This window comes from Sphingopyxis sp. P8 (assembly GCF_020622175.1).
Classification (GTDB): Bacteria; Pseudomonadota; Alphaproteobacteria; order Sphingomonadales; family Sphingomonadaceae; genus Sphingopyxis; species Sphingopyxis jiangsuensis.
Genome location: NZ_JACNMK010000002.1, coordinates 973,466 through 994,562, shown reverse-complemented (window position 1 = coordinate 994,562; position 21,097 = coordinate 973,466). Strand labels below are relative to the sequence as shown.

Sequence of the window (21,097 nt, the reverse complement as noted above, 5' to 3'; positions counted from 1 at the left end):
GTCCCGCCGAAATCCAGACCCCGTCAGCTGAAATCGAGCTGGACGATCTGCGTCGGCGTCGCCCGGCAATAGATCTCCATCGTCCGCGCACCCTCGGGATAGGTTGCGGTCATCGCGGCGCGAATGCGCCAGCCGCCATTGCCCTGCTCGAGGTGGATCAGCCGGTCGTAGGACAGGCGCGTCCCGCCCGTGACGCCAATCTGGCGCGCGGCGTCGTTCATGCAGTTCTGGACCGATGGCCGCGCCGCGGCAGGCAACTGGCCGAGATCGGCGCTGAGCGCCGCGGGACCGCTGCCAGGCTGGGACACGACCTCTTCGGGCGCCACATCCTCGTTCGATCCCGCTTTCTTCTTGCCGCTGGCCAGCAGCGCGAGCAGCCCGCCTGCGACGACAATTCCGCCGATGATCAATCCGGTGCTTGGCCCTTTCTTCTTTTCGGGCTCGGGTCCGGGCAGCGGCACAAGATTATTGTAGCCATAGCGGAAATCGGCACGGCAGCCGTTGTTCACCCAGATATAATTGGCAGTATATCCCCACTGGCGACCGGCATTGCATGTTCCGCCGAGGCGCCGGGCCAGTTCGACGCGACCGTGCGTCGTAACGCTACACTGCTGATAGCGTCCACTGCGCGACTCGCATCGAACCGTACCGGCGAAATCATTGCCGGGCTGGACGGGAACCGCCCCCGCATAGCCATAATGAAATTCGGCACGGCAATTGCCCGACACCCAGATCTGGCGTGCCGAATAACCCCATGTCCGATTCGCCGTGCAGCGTCCGCCGAGCACCCGCTTGATCGCAACGCGATTGTCGGTGCGCACATTGCACCGCTGCATCTGGTTGTTGCGCGATTCGCAGCGGATCGAGCCCTTGTAGCCATCCGACGGACGGGGCGGCTGGATCTGCGGTCCACCGGGATTGGCGGGAACAGGTAAAGTCGTCTGTGCAAAGGCGGGAACGCCTGCGGGACCTATCGCCAGTGAAGTTGACACAATCGCGGATACAATATGATTTCTCATAACCCCTCCCCTCGATGCATGATGTCGTCGTTCGATATTTCCTGTTACTGCCCGTGAACGCGCATCATGCTTCCACATCTTTCGCCAGATTGCCATCATATTGTGACGACAGGATGAATCCGCGCCGACAGCCCCGCGCGCCGCTCGACGGAAGACGAGACCCCGGCGCGCGAAGACGGCCCGCAGCTTGCGCCCCGACGTGCATCCGCTAAGGACGGCGGATGGATCAGATCGTCATTCGCGGCGGCCAGCGACTCAAGGGCCGTATTCCCATTTCCGGTGCCAAGAATGCCGCGCTCACGCTGCTTCCCTGCGCGCTGCTCACCGACGAGCCGCTGACCTTGCGCAACCTGCCGCGGCTCGCCGACGTCGACGGCTTCGGCCACCTGCTCAACCAGCTCGGCTGTTCGACGACGATCGAAGGTTCGCGGCCCGAAGATTTCGGCCGCGTGATGACCGCGCGCACGACGACCCTCACCTCGACCGTCGCGCCCTATGACATCGTCCGCAAGATGCGCGCGTCGATCCTCGTGCTCGGGCCGCTGCTCGCGCGCGCGGGCGAGGCGACGGTGTCGTTGCCCGGCGGCTGCGCGATCGGCAACCGCCCGATCGACCTGCACCTCAAAGCGCTCGAAGCCTTTGGCGCCGAAATCGAACTCGCCTCGGGCTATGTGAAGGCCGTCGCGCCCGGCGGACGCCTCGCGGGCGGCAAATTCACCTTTCCCGTCGTGTCGGTCGGCGCGACCGAAAACGCCGTCATGGCGGCGGTGCTGGCCAAAGGCACCTGCGTGCTCGAAAATGCGGCGCGCGAGCCCGAGATTGTCGACCTCTGCAACTGCCTCGTCGCGATGGGCGCACATATCGAGGGGATCGGGACCGAGACGCTGACGATCGAAGGCGTCGACCGGCTCCACGGCGCGACCTATCGCGTCATGGCCGACCGCATCGAGGCGGGCAGCTATGCCTGCGCCGCGGTGATTACCGAAGGCGATGTCGAACTCGTCGGCGCGAAGGCCGGCGAGATGGAAGCGACGCTGGCCGCGCTGCGCGAAGCAGGGGCGACCGTGGAAGGCACGAAATCGGGCATCCGCGTCGCCATGTCGGGCCGCGCACAGCCGGTCACGCTGTCGACCGCGCCCTACCCCGGCTTCGCAACCGACATGCAGGCGCAGTTCATGGCGATGGCCACGCTCGGCACCGGCGCGTCGCTGTTTACCGAGACGATCTTCGAGAACCGCTACATGCACGTTCCTGAACTGGCGCGCATGGGCTGCGACATTCAGGTCAAGGGCCGCACCGCGGTGGTGCGCGGCGTCGATCACCTTGTCGGCGCACCGGTGATGGCGACCGACCTTCGCGCGTCGATGAGCCTGATCATCGCGGGCCTGGCGGCGCAGGGGCAGACCGAGGTCAACCGCGTCTATCACCTCGACCGCGGATACGAGCGGCTCGAGGAGAAACTCCAGGCCGTCGGCGCCGACATCGAACGGATCAGCGCGGGCTGATTTTCCGCCTTTTCCCGTTCGCATCGAGCGAAACGGAACTAGGGTCAGGACCCTTAGGTCAGGACCCTAGGTATTTGGGTCGTTTTCCACCGGCACCGCGACCATGTTGCCGCTGACCGTCGGACGCTCGGGGCGCTTGGCGACGGCGATTACCAACCCGACGAGCGCGACCGCGCCGCCCGCGATCGACAGCGGCGCCCAGCGATAGCCCTCGAACAGTGTCGACATGCCCATCGCGACGATCGGGATCAGCACGCTCGACCAGGCCGCCTGCCCCGGCCCGACGGCGCGGATGATGTTGAAATAGAGCGGAAAGGTCACCGCACTGGCGATCACGCCCAGATAGACGATGCCGCCCAGATAGACGAAGCTCTGTTCGATACGCGGCGCGCCGGTCGTCGCAAAGGCGAACAGGCCGTTGGCGCACGCGCCGATCAGCATCGCCCACGCGAGCATCACGATCATCGATTGCGAACGGGCAAAGCCGGTGCCCTGCATGATGTTGGCGCTCGACGCGCTGAGCACGCCGGCAAGCGTGAAGAGCGTGCCGATAACGACCGCTTCGGGTCCGATCGCGGCGGCGCGATATTCGTGCAGGATCATCATCGCGACCCCGACGATGGCAATCCCCGCGCCGACCAGAAAGCGCCGCTCGAGCGGGGTGCGCAGGAACAGGCGGCCAAGCAGCGTGTTGGGCACGATCAGCAGCGCGAACAGCACCGCGACAAGGCCCGAGGCGATATATTCCTCGGCGCGATAGACGAAGTTGAAATTGAAGACGAACTGCGAAGCGCCGAGCAAGGCGGCGAACCCGAGGCCGCGACCGTCAAGGAACAGCCGCTCGCGGCGCAGCGCCGCAAAGGCGAACATTGCGCCGCCTGCGACGAAAAAACGATAGCTGACGGACCAGCTCGGCGGAACGACGCCAAGCTGTCCCTTGATGACGATCCACGTCGATCCCCAGATCAGCGTGACGAGCAGGAAAGGGACAAGGACGCGCGGGGTCAGCAGCGTCGGCTGCGCCTCGCTCATAGCGCGGCGATCGCCGCTGCGAGCGGCGCCACGGTCGCCGCATCCTGGTCCCAGCTCACAACGAGCCGCGCTGCGCCCTCGCCCCAATCGTAAAAGTCGAAACCGGCGGCGCGCAATTGCGCCGCCTCGGCAGCGGTCAGCCGGACGAACAGCTCATTCGCCTCGACCGGGTGCATCAGCCGGTCGCCGCACGCTTCGGCAAGCGCCGCGGCGCCGGCGTTGGCCGCGCGCGCATTGGCCAGCCAGAGGTCGTCCTTCAGCATCGCGCAAATCTGCGCCGCGACAAAGCGGCCCTTGCTCAGCAGGTGCCCGCCGCGCTTCTTCAATTCGCGCACGCCCGCGCCGCCGCTGCCGCCGAAAAAGACGATCGCCTCGGCCATCATCGCGCCATTCTTGGTGAAGCCGAACGACAGTGCATCGACCCCCGCGCGCCACGTGACGTCGGCGGGCGAACAGCCGCGATAGGCGACGGCATTGGCAAAGCGCGCGCCGTCCATGTGCAGCTTCAGCCCCTCGGCCTTCGCTACCTCGCCGATCGCCCCGACTTCGCCCGGCTCCCATGACAGGCCATATTCGGTCGCGTTGGTGATGCTGATCGCTGCGGGCTGGACCTGGTGCACATCCTTGCGGATGCCGGCAAGCCGCGTCTTGAGCGCTTCGATGTCGATCTTCGCGCCGCGCCCCGGCAGCGGCATCAGCTTGGCGCCGCCCGAGTAAAAGGTCGGCGCGCCGCATTCGTCGACCTCGATATGCGCTTCCTCGTGACAGAGAATGCCCTGCCACGGCCGCACGAAATGCGCGAGGATGATGCTGTTCGCCGCGGTCCCCGTCGACACCCAGACGACTTCGCACGACGTCTCGAACAAGTCCGAAAAGGTGCGGTCGAGCGACTGGCTGAGCGCGTCGCCGTCATAGGCGGTGTCGACATGGTTGGCGGCCGCCAAGGCCTCCATCACCGCGGGATGCACCGTCGCGGCGTTGTCGGAGAAGAAGCGCATGGCTGTCATGCCGCCGCCCTTAGCGCAGCGCAGCGCGGCTGCTAAGCCCTCATTTCGACTGGCGCGCGAGCAGCTTCAAACGCAGCGCGTTGAGCTTGATGAAACCCGCCGCATCCTTCTGGTCATAGGCGCCGGCATCGTCCTCGAACGTCACATGACGCTCGCTGTACAGGCTGTGCGGCGATTTGCGGCCGACGACGCTCGCATTGCCCTTGTAGAGCTTGAGCCGCACCGTGCCGGTCACCTTCTGCTGGCTGTGGTCGATCGCCGCCTGCAGCATCTCGCGCTCGGGCGCGAACCAGAAGCCGTTATAGATGAGCTCGGCATATTTCGGCATCAGTTCGTCTTTCAGATGCGCCGCGCCGCGGTCGAGCGTGATGCTTTCGATGCCGCGATGCGCGCGGGCATAAATCTCGCCGCCGGGCGTTTCGTACATGCCGCGCGACTTCATCCCGACGAAGCGGTTCTCGACAAGGTCGAGGCGGCCGATGCCATGCTTGCGGCCAAGGTCGTTCAATGCCGCGAGCAGCGTCGCGGGCGACATCGCCTGCCCGTTGAGCGCGACGCCATCGCCGTGCTCGAAATCGATCGTGATATATTCGGGCGCGTCGGGCGCGTCTTCGGGATTGACCGTGCGCGAATAGACATAGTCGGGCGTTTCCTCCCACGGATCTTCGAGCACCTTGCCTTCGGACGAAGTGTGGAGGAGGTTCGCGTCGGTCGAGAAGGGACTTTCGCCGCGCTTGTCCTTGGGAACCGGAATCTGATGCTTTTCGGCCCAGGCGATCAATGCGGTGCGACTGGTGAGGTCCCAGTCGCGCCACGGCGCGATCACCTTGATGTCGGGGTTGAGCGCATAGGCGCTCAGTTCGAAACGCACCTGGTCATTGCCCTTGCCCGTCGCACCGTGCGCCACCGCGTCGGCGCCGGTTTCCTTCGCAATCTCGACCAGCCGTTTCGAGATCAGCGGGCGCGCGATCGAGGTGCCGAGCAGGTAATCGCCCTCGTAGCGCGCATTGGCGCGCATCATCGGGAAGACGAAGTCGCGGACGAACTCCTCTTTCAGGTCGTCGATATAGATATGCTCGGGCTTGATCCCCATCAGCTCGGCCTTGGCGCGCGCGGGTTCCAGCTCTTCGCCCTGCCCCAGATCGGCGGTGAAGGTCACGACCTCGCAGCCATAGGTAACCTGCAGCCATTTCAGGATGACGCTCGTGTCGAGGCCGCCCGAATAGGCGAGGACAACGCGCTTGATGGAATCGGTCATGGCTGTACCTTTGGCTGGAAAGACGCGGGCGCGGCTAGCAGGCTGCCGGTTGCGGCGCAAGCGGCGGGGAGGCCTTATGGGCAAGGCGGAAATCAAGACCAAGGCCACCGACGTCGCGGTCGATGACTTTATCGCAGCGGTTCCGCACGAAAGGCGGCGCGAGGAAGCGCGCATCGTCGACGCCATCCACCGCCGCGTCACCGGCTTCGAGCCCAAAATGTGGGGGCCGTCGATTATCGGCTATGGCAGCTATGACTATGTCTATGACAGCGGCCATTCGGGAACGATGTGCCGCGCGGGATTCAGCCCGCGCAAGGCGGCGATGACCGTCTATCTGATGGGCAATTACTGCGACCGGCAGGCCGAGGCCGACGCGCTGTTCGCGCGGCTCGGCAAGCACAAGACCGGAAAATCCTGTCTTTACATCAACAAGCTCGCCGACGTCGACCTCGACGCGCTCGAAGGGCTGGTGGCGCTGAGCTGGGACGTCATGAACCGGCTTTATCCCGCCTGACCTCGTCATCCCGGCTTTCACCGGGATGACGATTACGTTGCAACGCGCGTGTAGCCCGCCTCCGCCGCCGCCATATAGTCGCGCGTCAGCGGCAGCGCGTGGCGGCTGCGCGCGAACTGGATCTGGTAATTGCCCATTCCGCCGCTTTCGAACGCCGCGGTCGCACCCGCGAGGTAAAAGGTCCACATGCGATAGAAGCGCTCGTCCTTGAGTCCGACGATCTCGTCCTTGTGCGCGAGCGTGTTGGCATACCAATGGCGTAGCGTCTTGGCATAATGGAGCCGCAGCGTTTCGACGTCGGTGACGATCAACCGGCTCTTTTCACTGGCCGCAAGCGTCTCGCTGAGCGCGGGGATATAGCCGCCGGGGAAGATATATTTGCGCGTGAAGGCGTCGGTCGAGCCGGGCTTTCCGAACCGCCCGATCGTGTGGAGCAGCATCACCCCGTCGGCGGTCATCAGGTTGGCGCAGGCGCGGAAGAAAATATCGAAATTGCGCGCGCCGACATGTTCGAACATGCCCACCGAGACGATGCGGTCGAAGCGCCCCGCCTCGCGCGCGGCAAGGTCGCGATAGTCGATCAGCTCGAACCGCACGCGGTCGGCCACGCCCGCCGCTGCCGCGCGCTCCTGCGCAAGCGCGAGCTGTTCGTGCGAAAGGGTGATGCCAAGCACCTCGACGTCGGCGAGCTTCGCGAGCGTGATCGCCATCCCGCCCCAGCCGCAACCGATGTCGAGCACCCGCTGCCCCGGCGCAAGCGCAAGCTTTGCCGCGATATGCACCTTCTTCGCTTCCTGCGCTTCGTCGAGCGTCATATCGTCGCGCGGCCAGTAGGCGCAGCTATATTGCATGTCGGCATCGAGGAAGATGCGATAAAGCTCGTTGCCGATGTCGTAATGATGCGCGACGTTCGACCGTGAACGGCTGCGGCGATTGATCGAATCGATGCGCGTCTTGACCCAATCGACCGCTTCGCCGACCGGCCCCTTGTCCTTGAGTTTGGCGCCGCGATCCCACGGCGTGTTCATGCGCAGCAGCGCGACCAGCTCCATGATGTCGCCCTGCTCGATCAGCATCTCGCCGTCCATGAAGGCTTCGGCGGCGCCGAGCCGCGGGTCGAGGATGATGCGGCGCATCCCCTTGCGGCTGGTGAAACGGATCGCGACCTCGGGAAAACCCGGCGTGGGCGTGCCATAGATTTCGACCGCCCCGTCGGGACCGGTGACGGTCAGGCGCCCCTTGTGGATGACGCGCGAGAGAAAGGGGGAGAGTATCGACATGGCGGTCACTCGTCTGCGACTTCGAATCGCTTTTCCTTCAATCAGATACCGGCATACCATTCATAATCGACGCGGTCTTCCCAATAGCCGCCCTTGCCCCGGCCGATGCCGTCGAGGCTGGCGACCGCCTCGATGCCGGTCAGATATTTGGCGTGCTTATACCCCAATTGCCGCTCGAGCCGCAGGCGCAGCGGCGCGCCATTGGCGATCGGCAGCACCGCGCCGTTGAGCGCCCAGGCAAGGATCGTCTGCGGGTGGCGTGCGTCGATCATGTCGCAGCTTTCATAATAGAGCGCGTCGCCGAGCCGGTCGGCGCAGCGGAAGACGATATAGCGCGCGGCATCGCGCACCCCCGCCGCCTTCAGGATCGTCGCAAGCTGCGGCCCCGTCCATTCGCCGATCGCGCTCCACCCCTCGACGCAATCGTGGCGCGTGATCTGCGAGCGCTGGGGCATCGCGCGAATGTCGGCCATCGACAGCGACAGCGGCCGCGCGACAAGTCCTGTCACCGCGACGCGCCAGTCGGCAAAACCCCGCGCCGCGTGCGCGGCATAGTCTGCACCCGGCGGCAGGCGGGTTCCGTTCGCGCGAAAGACGGGCGACAGGTCGGCGCGGGAAAATTCGCGCGCCAGCGCATTGCGGTCCATCAGCGCGCGCTGGCTCGCGCGGTTCATCTCCTCGCCCATCGACAATATCTTGCGGACCGCGGGCGCATCGTTGATCGCGTCGCACCCGGCGAGCAGCGGTAGCGCCCCGGCGGTCGCAACAAGGCCGCCCGCGCGCGTGAGCAGGCGGCGGCGCAGGATGACGACGCCGCTCATGCGCCCATGTCCTTCACATCCTTCGGCTCGGGCAGCCGGAACCAGCCCGTCACCATCGACCGGATCTCGTTCACCGGACCGGCGAGCAGCACCATCGCGATGTGGACGAGAAAGAAAGCAACGAGCGCCCATGCCGCGATGAAGTGGATCGACCGCGCGCTCTGCCGTCCCCCGAACAGGTCGAGCATCCACGGCGCCGCTGCATTCATTCCGGGCGACATCGTCAACCCCGTCGCGATCATCAGCGGCAACAGCACGAAAATTACCCCGATATAGCTCAGCTTCTGGAGGATATTGTAACGCGCCGCCGCCTCGCCGGTCGGGAAGCGCAGCCGCGCATGCTCCTTGATGTCGTGCCAGATATGGCGCGGCGACCATTCGGCGCGGCGGACATGCAAATCCTTGCGCAAATGACCTCCGAACACCGTCCACAGCATGTAAAGCGTCAGGCTGATCGCGAGCACCCAGGCGAAAAAGAGGTGCCAGCGCCGCCCGTCGGCAAGGCTGTAGCGCGTCGGGATCGTCGCCCAGCCCGGAAACGCCCAGGTCTTTTCGACGCCCGCGCTGTCGGTCCAGCGCCCGAGCACGCCCGTCGTCTCGACGCGCAGCGATCCGACGCGCAGAAAACCGCTGTCCTCGGTCGCGCCGATCACCAGCCACGCCGGATCGTGGTTCGCGCCATATTGCCCCCAATAGAGACGCGGGTGCGCGTTGAAGATCATCAGCCCGCTCATCAGCAGGACGAGCAGGGTCACGGCATTGGTCCAGTGCCAGATGCGCGCTGGAAGCCGGTGACGATAAACGCGCTTCGGCGGCGGTGCGGCGGGAGCGGCAGGAGCGGCAGGAGGCGTAGCGTCGGCCATGTCTCCTGTTCGCTCCCTCCGCTTCGCCGGTTACGCGGCGACTTCGGCCTTATATTCCTCGCGGAACCGGTTGCGCAAACTGACCTTGTCGATCTTTTCGCTGCCCAGCTTGGGCAGCGCGTCGTCCGACATCCAGATCTTGCACGGAACCTTGTAGGACGCGAGCCGCTGGCCGAGGAAGGAGCACATGGCGTCGGCATCGACGCTGCTTCCCGGCTTCATCCAGATCACCGCGCCCACGACTTCGCCGAGCCGTTCGTCGGGCAGTCCGAACACCGCGCACTCGTTCGCCTCGGGGTGCGCGTAAATCGCCGCCTCGACCTCCTGGCAGCTGATGTTCTCGCCGCCGCGGATGATGATGTCCTTCTTGCGGTCGACGATGAACAAATAGCCATCCTCGTCGAGATAGCCGAGGTCGCCGGTGCGGAAATATCCATTGGGGAAAAAGGCCGCCTTGGTCGCCGCCTCATTGTTCCAATAGCCGTCGAAATTGCACACCGAACGGATGCACACTTCGCCGACCCCGCCCTGCGGGAGGCGTTCGCCATCGTCGTCGAGGATCGCAAGGTCGACGAGCGGCTTCGACGCCGGCCCGGTCGACAGCGGCTTGGCGAGGTAATTCTCGTTGATGATGCCGCATCCGACCGCGTTGGTTTCGGTGAGGCCATAGCCGAGCAAAGGCTTGCCCTCGCCCATCTCGGTCGCGAGCCGTTTGACATGCTCGGGCGGACGCGGCGCGCCGCCGCCCGCATAGCTCTTGCACGTCGACAAGTCGTAATTCTTGCGGTTGGGGTGAACGAGTATTTCATAGCTCATCAGCGGAACCCCGACGAAATAGTTGCACTGTTCGTCCTGGATCAGCCGCATCGCCTCCTCGGCATTCCATTTGGGCATCAGCACGAGCTTGCGCCCGAGCGCAAAGCTTTGCAGGAACACCGGAATTTCGGCCGTGACGTGGAACAGCGGCGTGCATACCAGCGTCGCGGGCTGAAGCTCCGACATCTGCCCGTCCTCGGTCAGCAGATGGACGATGCTCGCCGTCTGCGTGACATAGTTGAAGACCGCCTGACAGATCGCCTCGTGCCGCGAATAGGCGCCCTTCGACTGGCCGGTCGATCCCGATGTGAAAAGGATCGTGGCAAGATCGTCGCCTCCCAGCTTGGGCAGTTCGGTTTCAGTACCGCCGCCCGCCCCGGTGATCGGCGCGAGCGCCTTGTCGAGGGGCTGCGCGATGTCGAGCGTGATGACCTTTGCGCCGTGCGACACGCCGGGTTCGGCAAGCCGCGCCGCGCGCTGGACGTCGGCGATCACCAGCTTTGCCTCGGCATCGTCGATCCCGGCCGCGAGTTCGCCGCCCTGCCACCAACCGTTGAGCAAGGTCGCGCAGCCGCCGGCGAGCAGGATGCCGACATAGGTCACGCACCAGGCGTTGGCGTTGCGCATCGCAAGTCCCACTCGGTCGCCGCGCTTCACCCCATGCGCCTCGACGAGCGCGGCCGAGACCCTGCGCGCCGCGCCATAAAATTCGCGAAAGCTCAGCCGCGCCTCGCCTTCGACCAGAAAGGTCGCATCGCCATGCTGCGCACAAAAAAACGCAACATAATCGGCCAGATTCGTCGGCGCATTGGTGATGAAGGGCATCTCGCGCCCGTGGCGTTCGACGGTCCCGACCTGGATCGGACCGCCGGGGCCTGTGATCAGATTATAGGCGGCTTCCAGGCGCAAATCGAGCGCGGATGGCATCGGGTACTCTCCTCTTGGTCTCGTCGCACTTACCCCTTATGGGGAAGCCTCTTCTGGGGAAGGTCCGAGATATTTATGTTTCTTTTTGCAACCCTAGCGGACGCAACGCAATATGTGAACTTCCAAGAGATGATGGGGGCGAACAGCGAGATTGCGTTCAGCGTCTTCGGCCTGCCGATCCGCTGGTATGCGCTTGCATATCTTGCCGGAATCTTCCTCGGCTATTGGTATCTGCTCAAGCTGATTGCACAGCCCGGCGCCCCGATGGCGCGGCGCCACGCCGACGACATGATCTTCTATGCCATGCTCGGGATCATCCTCGGCGGACGGCTCGGTTATGTCCTTTTCTATAATCTCGAAGCCTATATCGCCGACCCGGTGGCGATCCTCCGGCTGTGGGACGGCGGCATGTCGCTCCACGGCGGCGTCCTCGGCGTGCTGGCCGCCATCTGGTATGTGACGCGCAAGGAAAAGCTGAGCTTCCTGCGCTTTTGCGACTATATTGCCTGCGTCGTCCCCTTCGGCCTGTTCCTCGGGCGCGTCGCCAATTTCGTCAACGGCGAACTGTGGGGCCGCGTAACGACGGTGCCATGGGCGATCGTCTTCCCGGGCGGGGCAGGCGATCTGCCGCGCCACCCGAGCCAGCTTTACGAAGCGGGGCTCGAGGGGCTGGTGATGATGGCGGTGCTCGCCTGGTTCTTCTGGCGCACCGACGCGCGTTACAAGCCCGGCTTTCTCGTCGGCATGGCGTCGATCATCTATGGCATCAGCCGCTTTGCGGTCGAGTTCGTACGCGAGCCCGATGTCCAGCGGCTATGGGTGGTCGAGGCGACGGGCCTGTCGATGGGCCAGTGGCTGACGGTCCCGATGATTGCGATTGGCCTATGGCTCGTCGCGACTGCCAAAGGCCGCCGCCAGCGCGTCGAACCGGTCGCGGGAACCGACAGCATTGCCTGACCGCCCGCCCTCACCGGCGCAGCTTTTGACCGAAATCGCGGCGGCGCGGGGGGTGAGCGTCGCCGATTATATGGCGGCCGCCAATGCGCACTATTATGCGACGCGCGACCCGCTCGGCGCCTCGGGCGATTTCACCACCGCGCCCGAGATCAGCCAGATGTTCGGCGAAATGGTCGGCATCTGGATCGCCGACCTGTGGACGCGCGCGGGGCGCCCCGCCTTTCGCTATGTCGAGCTCGGCCCCGGCCGCGGCACGCTCGCCGCCGATGCGCTGCGGGTGATGACGCGTTTCGGCTGCACGCCCGCCGGCGTCGAGCTTGTCGAGACGAGCGCGGCGCTGCGCTCTGCCCAACTGTCACGCATCGCGCAGGCCGAGCATCATGACGAGGTCGCGGCGCTGCCCTCCGACACGCCGCTCGTCATCGTCGCGAACGAATTTTTCGACGCGCTGCCGGTCCACCAATATGTCCGCACCGGCGACGGATGGCGCGAACGCATGGTCGTGCGCCGCGACGGGCGGCTGCACGCGGTTCCCGGCGATGTGCCCGCCGACGATGCCGTCCCCGCCGCGCTGCGCGATGCCGACGAGGGCGCGATCGTCGAGACCGCCCCCGCCTCCGCCGCCGTCATGCAGGCCTGCGCCTTTCGCCTCGCACGGCAGGGCGGCGCGATGCTCGCGATCGACTATGGCCATGTCGGCCCGGCAGCGGGCGACACGCTTCAGGCGGTTAAGGCGCACAAATATGCCGACCCCTTCGCCGACCCCGGCGAGGTCGACCTGACCGCGCACGTCGATTTTGCCCCGCTGGCAGAGGTCGCGCGGCGCGCGGGGGCAATCGTCCACGGCCCCGTGACGCAGGGCGCCTTGCTGCGCGCGATGGGCATCGACGCGCGGCTCGCAGGCCTGTCCGCCGCCGCGCCCGACCGCGCGGAGGAGCTGACCGGCCAGCGCGACCGGCTCGTCGACACCGGGGCGATGGGCGACTTGTTCAAGGCGATGGCGGTGACCGCGTCCGGCTGGCCGCGCCCCGAAGGCTTCGGGATGGCGGCATGACCCAGATCGAACTCGCGACCGCGCGCGACGCCGAAGCGCTGTCGGCCTTTGCCGAGGCGTCTTTCGCCGCCACTTTCGGCCATATTTACGATCCCGCCGACCTTGCCGCCTTCCTTTCCGGCTGGAACCCGCCCGAACGGCTGCGCGCGCAGATCGCCGATCCCGACTGGGCGATCGCGCTCGTGCGAAATGGGGACGGCACCATCGCCGGCTTCGCCAAGCTCGGCCCGGTCGATTTCGACCTCCCCGCCGGACAGCCTGCCGACAATGCGGTCGAGCTGCACCAGCTTTATGTCGCAGAGGAAGCCAAAGGCCGCGGCATCGCCGCCGCGCTGATGGACTGGGGCATCGTCTGGGCGCGGGCACGCGCTGCGATCCTCTATCTGTCGGTCTTCACCGAAAATCCGCGCGCGCAGGCTTTTTATCGCCGCTATGGTTTCGTCGATGTCGGTCGCAACGCCTTTCGCGTCGGCAATCATGTCGACGAGGACCGCATCTGGAGGCTCGACCTTTGACCCCGCCCTTCGCCACCGCCGCTCCGCTGGCCGGAGTCCCGCACGGATTTTTCGGGCGTCAGGGCGGCGTGTCGACGGGCGAGCTCGCCTCGCTCAACTGCGGGCTCGGGTCGGGCGACGATCCCGCGCTGATCGCCGAGAACCGCCGCCGCGCCGCCGACGCGGTGCTGCCGGGCGCGGCGCTTACCGGGCTTTATCAGGTCCATGGCGCACGCTGCGTCATCGTCGATGCGGCCAGCGACCTTGCCGCACGGCCCGAGGCCGATTCGCTCGCGACGCGCACACCGGGCATCCTGCTCGCCATCCTCACCGCCGACTGCGTGCCCGTGCTGTTCGCCGATGCCGAAGCGGGCGTCGTCGGCGCGGCGCATGCGGGGTGGAAGGGCGCGCTCGCGGGTGTCACCGACAGGACGCTCGCCGCAATGGAAAGCCTCGGCGCGCGGCGCGACCATATTGCCGCCGCCATTGGCCCGTGCATTGGCCGCGGCTCCTATGAGGTCGACATGGTCTTCGTCGATCGCTTCTGCGCCGTCGACGCAGCCAACGAACATTTCTTCGCCGCCGGTCGCCCCGGTCACGCGATGTTCGACATCGCCGCCTATGTCGCCGCGCGCCTCGCCGCAGCGGGTGTGGGCAGGGTCGACATCGGCGGGCAGGATACTTGCGCCGAAGAGGCCGACTATTTCAGCTATCGCCGCGCGTGCCTGCGCGGCGAAGGCGGCTATGGCCGGCAGATATCGATAATCGGGATCGCCAATCAGGCGGCCCAAGACCATTGATCGTCATTCCGGCGAAAGCCGGAATCTCGCCGATGCGGCCCAACGCTTCGAAGAGATCCCGGCCTCCGCCGGGATGACGGGAAAAGAAAAGGGAGAGGCAATGACGCGGACGCAATTTTTGGGGCTGATCGGCGGCCTCGGCCTGTTCGCCGCGATGCTGCTGATGCCCGCGCCCGAAGGGATGGAACCGACCGCGCAGCGCGTCGCTGCCTTGACCCTCTTGATGGCGGTCTGGTGGATGACGCAGGCGCTGCCGCTCACCGTCACCGCGCTCCTCCCCTTCCTTATCGTTCCCTTCGCGGGCGTCATGTCGGCGCGCGAGATCGCCAACGAATATTATGATCCCATCCTCTTCCTGATCCTTGGCGGCGCCTTTCTCGCGCTTGCGATCGAGCGCGTCGGGCTCCACCGCCGCCTCGCGCTCGCGCTGCTCAAGCTCGCGCCGCCGACTTCGACCGGTCTGCTTTTCGCCTTCATGGCGGCGACCGCGATGCTGTCGATGCTGATTTCGAACACGTCGACGACGCTCATCATGGTGCCGATCGCGCTCGCGGTCTTGCGCGCGGGCGGGATCGAAGCCGCCGAGACGCGCGGCTTTGCCGGAGCGGTAATGATGGGCATCGCCTTTTCGGCGTCGATCGGCGGGCTGGGAACGCTCGTCGGCAGCCCGACCAACGCCATCGCCGCGGGGCTGATCGAGCGCGCGCTCGGCCTCCAGATCGGCTTCGCCACCTGGGCGATGTACGGGATTCCCGTGGTCGCGCTCGCTGTCCCCGCCGCGATGCTCATCCTCCAGCGCGTCCAGCGACTGAAGGACCATCCCTTCGACGGCGCCGCCGCGTCGGGCGCGCTCGGGCATCAGGCGATCTGGTCGACCGCCGAGCGCCGCGTCGTCCCCGTCGTGGCGCTCGTCGTCGGGCTGTGGATGCTCCAGCCGCTGCTCGAGCCCTTCGTTCCTGCAGGCTCGCTCACCGACGGCACGATTGCGGTCGCTGGCAGCCTGCTGCTTTTCCTCCTTCCCGACGGCACCGGTCGCCCGCTCCTGATATGGAAAGAGGCCGACCGCGCGCCCTGGGGCGTCATCATGCTGTTCGGCGGCGGGCTCGCGCTCGCGGCGTCGATCACCGCGAGCGGACTCGCGGCCTGGCTCGGCAGCGTGCTCGCGCCGCTGGGTTCGATCCCGACCATCGCGCTCGCGGCGATCATCGTCGCGCTCACCATCCTCGTCACCGAATTTGCAAGCAATGTCGCGACCGCAAGCGGGATCATGCCCGTGCTCGCCGCGCTCATCGCCGCGACCGGCGCCGATCCGATCCTGCTCGCGCTGCCCGTCGCAATGGCCGCGAGCTGGGGCTTCATGCTCCCCTCGGGCACCGGTCCCAATGCGATCGCCTGGGCGACCGAGCATATCGCGCTGCCGCGCATGCTGACGGCGGGGCTCGCGCTCGATATCATCGGCGTGCCGCTGCTGATCGGCGTCATCTGGGCGATTGCGATGCTGGGGTGACGTGCGGCGCATTTCGCGCTAGTTGCGAATGAAACTATCTTTTCCACAGGAGTCCTTCGCATGCCCCCCATCGACAACAACGACCTGACCGGCACGACCTCGCAGCGCCGCGCGCCGAAGCAGGACGTGACCGAGATTGGCGGTCATGCGCTGTCGCCCTCGACGCTGATGATGGGCTATGGCTATGACCCGATGCTGTCGGAAGGCTCGCTGAAGCCGCCGGTCTTCCTCACCTCGACCTTCGCCTTCGAAAGCGCCGCCGCGGGCAAGCGCCACTTCGAGGGGATTACCGGCAAGCGCCCCGGCGGCGCCGACGGCCTCGTCTATTCGCGCTTCAACGGCCCCAACCAGGAAATCCTCGAAGCGCGGCTCGGCGTGTGGGAAAAGGCCGAAGACGCGCTCGTCTTTTCGTCGGGTATGTCGGCGATTGCGACATTGCTCCTCGCGCACGTCAACATGAACGACGTCATCGTCCATTCCGGCCCGCTCTATGCCGCGACCGAGACGCTGATCGCGCGCATCCTCTCGCGCTTCGGCGCCACCTATGTCGATTTCCCGGCCGAAGCCTCGCGGGGCGAAATGGACGCCATCCTCGCCCGCGCAAAGGAAATGGCGGAAAAGCAGGGCGGCAAGGTCGCGATGGTCTATCTCGAAAGCCCCGCGAACCCGACCAACGCGCTCGTCGACGTGCAGGCGATGCGCGCTGCGGTCGAAGCGGCGTTCGGCGAGGACGCCCGCCCGCCGATCGCGATCGACAACACTTTCCTCGGCCCGCTCTGGTCGGCGCCGCTCCAGCACGGCGCCGACATCGTGCTCTACAGCCTCACCAAATATGCGGGCGGCCACAGCGACCTCGTCGCGGGCGGCGTACTCGGCTCGAAGCAGTGGCTCGGCCCGATCCGCATGATGCGCAACACCATCGGCACCATCTGCGACCCCAACACCGCCTGGATGCTGCTCCGCAGCCTCGAAACGATCGAACTGCGCATGAGCCGCGCGGGCGAGAATGCCGAAAAGGTGTGCGCCTTCCTGAAAGATCATCCGAAGGTCGAGGGACTCGGCTATCTCGGCTTCCTCAAGGACGGACCGCAGAAGGACGTGTTCGACCGCCACTGCACCGGCGCGGGATCGACCTTTTCGCTGTTCATCAAGGGCGGCGAAGCGGAGAGCTTCCGCTTCCTCGACGCGCTCAAGATCGCGAAGCTCGCGGTCAGCCTCGGCGGCACCGAAACGCTCGCCAGCCACCCCGCCGCGATGACGCACCTTTCGGTCCCCGACGAACGCAAGAAAGCGCTGGGCATCACCGACAATCTGGTGCGCATCTCGATCGGCATCGAGGATGCGAACGACCTGATCGCCGATTTCGAACAGGCGCTGGCCGCAGTGTAAGTCGCTTCGGCCGCGAGCAATGGCCGGGGATGACCGATTGCGGATCACTATTTCATCGTCATCCCGGCGAAGGCCGGGATGACGGAAAAGTTGGTATCCCTTCCCACTCCGAAACCGCCATTCGGTCGCACCCAAAAATGGGGCGCGCGATCGTCGTCCTATTTCCGCGCCCGCCAGTCGACCACCTGCCACCCCATCTTGGGCGCAAGGAGCCGCAGCGCGCGCGACGGCGTCGTCGCGACAGATTCGTCGGCGAAATGCAGCATCGGATGGTCGGACACATGGTCCGAATAGGCGCGGATGTGCGCGGCGTCGCGCGTGATCGCATTGTCGGCCATCCAGTCCTGGATACGCGCGAACTTGTCGAGTCCATAGCAATTGGGGCCCGACAGCCGCGCGTGGATATGGTCGGCGCCATCGGGTTCGTCGAGCCTTGTCGCGAGCACGTCGTCGATGCCGAGCCGCTTGGCAATCGCATCGACATAGAGGTGGAACGAGGCGGTCGCGAGCAGCACGCGGTATCCTGCCGCACGGTCGGCGGCGATCTGTTCGAGCGCGGCGGCGTGCAGCCCGCGCGCAATGACACGGTCGGCATAGCTCTCGGCGAGCGGCGCGATTTCTTGGCGGTTGAAGCGTTTGCCGACGAGCAGGCGCAGGTTGATCGCTTTCAGCGTCGACCGGTCGATCAGCCGCACCAGATAGGCTAGCCCCGCAACCGCCACGAGCGGGAGCAGCAGCAACCTCCATTGCTGGCGCCGCTGCGCTACATGGATCAGGAAACCGCTGTAGGTTCCCGCGCGCGTGATCGTGCGGTCCATGTCGTACATCGCGATGCGATGCGAAGGGTCGGTCGTCGGCAGGTCCATTACGGCCACTTACCGCTCGCACGCCGCCGCGCCAAGACCCGCACGGGACAGAGGGATTTGCTTGCCGTCATTCGGCAAATAATACAATGTCGTCGGCGATGGCGGCATGGGCGGACTTCGAACACAGCGATGGGGCTGACGGAGCAGAGGTGCGCTTCTCCGGCCGCCTGACGCTCGCGCGGCTCGGCGACCTGCCCGCGCGGCTCGAAGAGGTAGGGCCGATTTCGACGCTCGACCTGTCGCAGATCCAGCGCATCGACACGGTCGGCGCGTGGATTGTAACGCGAGCCGCCGCGCAGCATCCCGGCGCCCGGATCGTCGGCGCAAGCGACGAGGCGCAGCGGCTGCTCGATGCGCTCGCGAGCGACAAGAGCGAATATCGCGTCCACGCCGACCGCCGCCCCGTCTGGGTCCGCATGCTCGAGCAGCTGGGCACGTCGAGCGTCGCGATCTGGGACGAGTTGATCGGCATCATCGGCTTTTTCGGCGCGATGCTCGTCGCCGTCTTCACCCAGATTCGCGCGCGCCGCCGCCTGCGCTGGAACGCGATCGTCACGCGCTTCCAGACCGTCGGCGTCGACGCGCTGCCGATCATCGGATTGATGAGTTTCCTCATCGGTATTGTCATCGCGCAGCAGGGCGCGGTTCAGCTCGAGCAATTCGGGCTGGAAGTGTTCACGATCAACCTCGTCGGCCGCGCCTCGATCCGCGAGCTGGGACTTCTGATGACCGCGATCATGGTCGCGGGCCGCTCGGGGTCGGCTTTTGCCGCGCAGATCGGCACGATGAAACTGACCGAAGAGGTCGACGCGATGCGCACGATCGGCGTGTCGCCGATGGAGGCGATCGTGCTGCCGCGCGTCGCCGCCTCGACGCTGCTGATGCCGCTGCTCGGCTTTTACGCCAGCATCTGCGCGATTATCGGCGGCGGTGTGTTTGCGTGGGTCGGGCTCGAAATCCCCCCGCTCACCTATATCCAGCGGCTGCGCGAGATCATCCCGATGACCGATTTCTGGGCGATGCTGATCAAGGCGCCGGTCTTTGGCGTCCTGATCGGCGTCACCGGCTGCTATTCGGGGATGCAGGTTCGCCAGAATGCCGAAGAGGTCGGTCGGCGCACGACCGCCGCAGTCGTCGCTGCCATCTTCCTCGTCATCGTCCTCGACGCCTTTTTCGCTGTCTTCTTCTCGTCGATCGGGTGGAATTGATGGCGGAGTTCATCCAGCCCGAAAATTTCGACGTCGCGATCCGCGTCAACGGGCTCGTCAACCGGTTCGGCGATGCTGTCGTCCACGACAATCTCGACCTTGAAGTGCATTCGGGCGAGATACTGGGCGTCGTCGGCGGTTCCGGAACCGGCAAGTCGGTCCTGATGCGTTCGATCATCGGGTTGCAGACGCCCACGGCAGGCGAGGTCGAGGTCTATGGCAAGACGCTCGACACCATCGCCGACGAAGAGGAATCGCGCGACCTGCGCCGCCGCTGGGGCGTGATGTTCCAGGGCGGCGCGCTTTTCTCGACGCTGACGGTGGCCGAGAATATCCAGGTCCCGCTTCGCGAATATTACCCGCGCCTCGACCAGAAGCTGCTCGATGAAATCGCCGCGTACAAGGTCGCGATGGTCGGCCTCCCCCCCGATGCCGGACCCAAATATCCCGCCGAGCTGTCGGGCGGCATGGTCAAGCGCGCCGGCCTTGCGCGCGCGCTCGCGCTCGATCCCGCGCTGCTGTTCCTCGACGAACCGACCGCGGGGCTCGACCCGATCGGCGCGGCCAAGTTCGACGAATTGATCCGCGAGCTTGCCGACACGATGGGGCTGACCGTCTTCCTGATCACGCACGATCTCGACACGCTCTATGCGACCTGCGACCGCGTCGCGGTGCTTGCCGAAAAGCGGGTGATCGCGGTGGGGACGATCCCCGAACTGCTTGCCACCGAGCATCCGTGGATACAGGATTATTTCAACGGGCCGCGCGGCCGCTCCGCCGCGGATTGCCACGAGGCGCACGGCGCCGCGCCGGAACGATAGGAAAAGGGTGATGGAAACGCGTTCGAACAATGTGCTGGTGGGGGCGTTCGTGCTCCTCTTCACCCTCGCGCTCGCCTTTTTCGTCGTGTGGATGGCGAACGACAGCGGCGGCGACCGGCGCGAATATGACATCTTTTTCAAACAATCGGTCGACGGTCTGAACAAGGGCGCACAGGTGCAATTTTCGGGCGTCCCGGTCGGACAGGTGCGGCAGATCGAGCTGTGGCGCGACGACCCGCAATTCGTCCGCGTGCGCATCGAGGTCGACGAGACGGTGCCCATCCTGCAAGGCACAACCGCCGCGCTCGAAGGCGTCGGCTTTACCGGCGTCTCGCAGATCGCACTCGACGGTGCGGTCAAGGGCGCGCCGCCGATCACCGACAAGGGGCCTGCGGGCCGGCCCGTCATCCCCAACCGCATCGGCGGGCTCGGCGAAATTCTCAACACCGCGCCGCAGCTCCTCCAACGCCTCTCGACGCTCACCGAACGCCTCGCCGAACTCGCAGACGACGAAAATCAGGCTAGTTTCAGCGCGATCCTCAAAAATGTCGAACAATCGACCGCGATCCTCGCGCGCAACGGCCCCGCGATCGAGGCCGCACTCGCCGATACGCGCATCGCGATCCAGCAGACGGGTACCGCCGCCGAACAGATCGGCAATCTGGCCGCCTCGGCGCAGGGCACGATCGACCGCAACGTCGACCCCGCCATGGCGAACCTGCGCGATACGCTGAAATCGGCCAACGCGTCGATGAAGACGCTGGAGAGCGCGATCGCCGATGCGCGCCCCGGCCTGCAAACCTTCAGCGAAACGACGATCCCCGAAGCCAATGCGCTGATCCGCGACCTGCGCCGCACCTCCGCCTCGCTATCGAGCCTGACCGACAAGCTCGACCAGCAGGGCGCGGGTGCAGTCATCAGCGGCAGCAAGCTGCCCGATTACAAGCCATGAGGAAAAA

Annotated in this window: 20 protein-coding genes; 11 read left to right on the top strand and 9 right to left on the bottom strand. The window is 65.8% G+C overall.

Annotated elements, in window-relative coordinates; genetic code table 11:
• Positions 1 to 23 precede the first annotated feature (23 nt).
• Positions 24 to 992, bottom strand: a complete 969-nt coding sequence (locus H7692_RS13175; protein ID WP_227340329.1) for a DUF3011 domain-containing protein — start codon at positions 990 to 992, stop codon at positions 24 to 26.
• A 248-nt stretch (positions 993 to 1,240) separates the two neighbouring features.
• Between H7692_RS13175 and murA the strand changes: the two genes are divergently transcribed.
• Positions 1,241 to 2,524, top strand: coding sequence for a UDP-N-acetylglucosamine 1-carboxyvinyltransferase (murA, locus tag H7692_RS13170; protein WP_227340328.1), 1,284 nt, complete (start codon positions 1,241 to 1,243; stop codon positions 2,522 to 2,524).
• A gap of 66 nt (positions 2,525 to 2,590) precedes the next feature.
• Here murA and H7692_RS13165 read toward each other — a convergent pair whose 3' ends face one another.
• Genes H7692_RS13165 through H7692_RS13155 form a run of 3 tightly spaced genes read right to left on the bottom strand, consistent with a single transcriptional unit; the run spans position 2,591 to position 5,821 of the window.
• Positions 2,591 to 3,556, bottom strand: coding sequence for a DMT family transporter (locus H7692_RS13165; protein WP_222137104.1), 966 nt, complete (start codon positions 3,554 to 3,556; stop codon positions 2,591 to 2,593).
• A complete protein-coding gene (locus H7692_RS13160; RefSeq protein ID WP_222137363.1) occupies positions 3,553 to 4,554 on the bottom strand; it encodes a threonine aldolase family protein in 1,002 nt (333 codons plus the stop codon). Before H7692_RS13160 ends, H7692_RS13165 begins: the two co-directional genes overlap by 4 nt.
• 49 nt (positions 4,555 to 4,603) lie before the next feature.
• Positions 4,604 to 5,821: an argininosuccinate synthase gene (locus H7692_RS13155; RefSeq protein WP_222137103.1), complete on the bottom strand. Its 1,218-nt coding sequence runs from the start codon at positions 5,819 to 5,821 to the stop codon at positions 4,604 to 4,606.
• 76 nt (positions 5,822 to 5,897) lie between these two features.
• On the opposite strand from H7692_RS13155, the gene H7692_RS13150 reads away from it, so the two are divergent.
• A complete protein-coding gene (locus H7692_RS13150) occupies positions 5,898 to 6,335 on the top strand; it encodes a DUF1801 domain-containing protein (protein WP_222137102.1) in 438 nt (145 codons plus the stop codon).
• A 32-nt stretch (positions 6,336 to 6,367) separates the two neighbouring features.
• Here H7692_RS13150 and H7692_RS13145 read toward each other — a convergent pair whose 3' ends face one another.
• Genes H7692_RS13145 through H7692_RS13130 form a run of 4 tightly spaced genes read right to left on the bottom strand, consistent with a single transcriptional unit; the run spans position 6,368 to position 11,042 of the window.
• A complete protein-coding gene (locus tag H7692_RS13145) occupies positions 6,368 to 7,615 on the bottom strand; it encodes an SAM-dependent methyltransferase (protein WP_222137101.1) in 1,248 nt (415 codons plus the stop codon).
• A gap of 41 nt (positions 7,616 to 7,656) precedes the next feature.
• Positions 7,657 to 8,436: a molybdopterin-binding protein gene (locus tag H7692_RS13140; protein WP_222137100.1), complete on the bottom strand. Its 780-nt coding sequence runs from the start codon at positions 8,434 to 8,436 to the stop codon at positions 7,657 to 7,659.
• The gene (locus tag H7692_RS13135; RefSeq protein ID WP_201927858.1) at positions 8,433 to 9,299 is read right to left on the bottom strand and encodes a cytochrome b/b6 domain-containing protein; all 867 of its coding nucleotides are present in this window, start codon (positions 9,297 to 9,299) and stop codon (positions 8,433 to 8,435) included. Before H7692_RS13135 ends, H7692_RS13140 begins: the two co-directional genes overlap by 4 nt.
• A gap of 30 nt (positions 9,300 to 9,329) precedes the next feature.
• Complete coding sequence (locus H7692_RS13130; RefSeq protein ID WP_222137099.1) at positions 9,330 to 11,042, bottom strand: class I adenylate-forming enzyme family protein; 1,713 nt, start codon at positions 11,040 to 11,042, stop codon at positions 9,330 to 9,332.
• Between the two features lie 75 nt (positions 11,043 to 11,117).
• Between H7692_RS13130 and lgt the strand changes: the two genes are divergently transcribed.
• The 6 genes from lgt (at position 11,118) to H7692_RS13100 (ending at position 17,243) form a co-directional block, all read left to right on the top strand.
• Positions 11,118 to 11,999 (top strand): prolipoprotein diacylglyceryl transferase, encoded by an 882-nt coding sequence (gene lgt / locus H7692_RS13125; protein ID WP_222137098.1) that lies wholly within the window; start codon positions 11,118 to 11,120, stop codon positions 11,997 to 11,999.
• Between the two features lie 25 nt (positions 12,000 to 12,024).
• Positions 12,025 to 13,053 carry a class I SAM-dependent methyltransferase gene (locus H7692_RS13120; RefSeq protein ID WP_227340327.1) on the top strand — a complete coding sequence of 343 codons (1,029 nt, stop codon included), beginning with the start codon at positions 12,025 to 12,027 and terminating at the stop codon, positions 13,051 to 13,053.
• Positions 13,050 to 13,568: a GNAT family N-acetyltransferase gene (locus H7692_RS13115; protein WP_222137097.1), complete on the top strand. Its 519-nt coding sequence runs from the start codon at positions 13,050 to 13,052 to the stop codon at positions 13,566 to 13,568. The genes H7692_RS13120 and H7692_RS13115 overlap by 4 nt, the downstream gene beginning before the upstream one ends.
• Positions 13,565 to 14,347, top strand: a complete 783-nt coding sequence (pgeF, locus tag H7692_RS13110) for a peptidoglycan editing factor PgeF (protein WP_222137096.1) — start codon at positions 13,565 to 13,567, stop codon at positions 14,345 to 14,347. Before H7692_RS13115 ends, pgeF begins: the two co-directional genes overlap by 4 nt.
• Positions 14,348 to 14,447: 100 nt before the next feature.
• Positions 14,448 to 15,854: an SLC13 family permease gene (locus H7692_RS13105; protein ID WP_227340326.1), complete on the top strand. Its 1,407-nt coding sequence runs from the start codon at positions 14,448 to 14,450 to the stop codon at positions 15,852 to 15,854.
• A 60-nt stretch (positions 15,855 to 15,914) separates the two neighbouring features.
• Entirely contained in the window at positions 15,915 to 17,243 is a 1,329-nt protein-coding gene (locus H7692_RS13100) for a cystathionine gamma-synthase family protein (protein ID WP_201927866.1), read from the top strand.
• 158 nt (positions 17,244 to 17,401) lie between these two features.
• On the opposite strand, the gene H7692_RS13095 is transcribed toward H7692_RS13100, so the two are convergent.
• A complete protein-coding gene (locus H7692_RS13095) occupies positions 17,402 to 18,109 on the bottom strand; it encodes an HAD family hydrolase (protein WP_222137361.1) in 708 nt (235 codons plus the stop codon).
• 98 nt (positions 18,110 to 18,207) lie between these two features.
• Between H7692_RS13095 and H7692_RS13090 the strand changes: the two genes are divergently transcribed.
• Genes H7692_RS13090 through H7692_RS13080 form a run of 3 tightly spaced genes read left to right on the top strand, consistent with a single transcriptional unit; the run spans position 18,208 to position 21,090 of the window.
• Positions 18,208 to 19,317, top strand: a complete 1,110-nt coding sequence (locus H7692_RS13090) for an ABC transporter permease (RefSeq protein WP_227340325.1) — start codon at positions 18,208 to 18,210, stop codon at positions 19,315 to 19,317.
• A complete protein-coding gene (locus H7692_RS13085) occupies positions 19,317 to 20,138 on the top strand; it encodes an ABC transporter ATP-binding protein (protein WP_201927870.1) in 822 nt (273 codons plus the stop codon). The genes H7692_RS13090 and H7692_RS13085 overlap by 1 nt, the downstream gene beginning before the upstream one ends.
• Positions 20,139 to 20,148: 10 nt before the next feature.
• Entirely contained in the window at positions 20,149 to 21,090 is a 942-nt protein-coding gene (locus tag H7692_RS13080; protein ID WP_201927872.1) for an MlaD family protein, read from the top strand.
• Positions 21,091 to 21,097 lie beyond the last annotated feature (7 nt).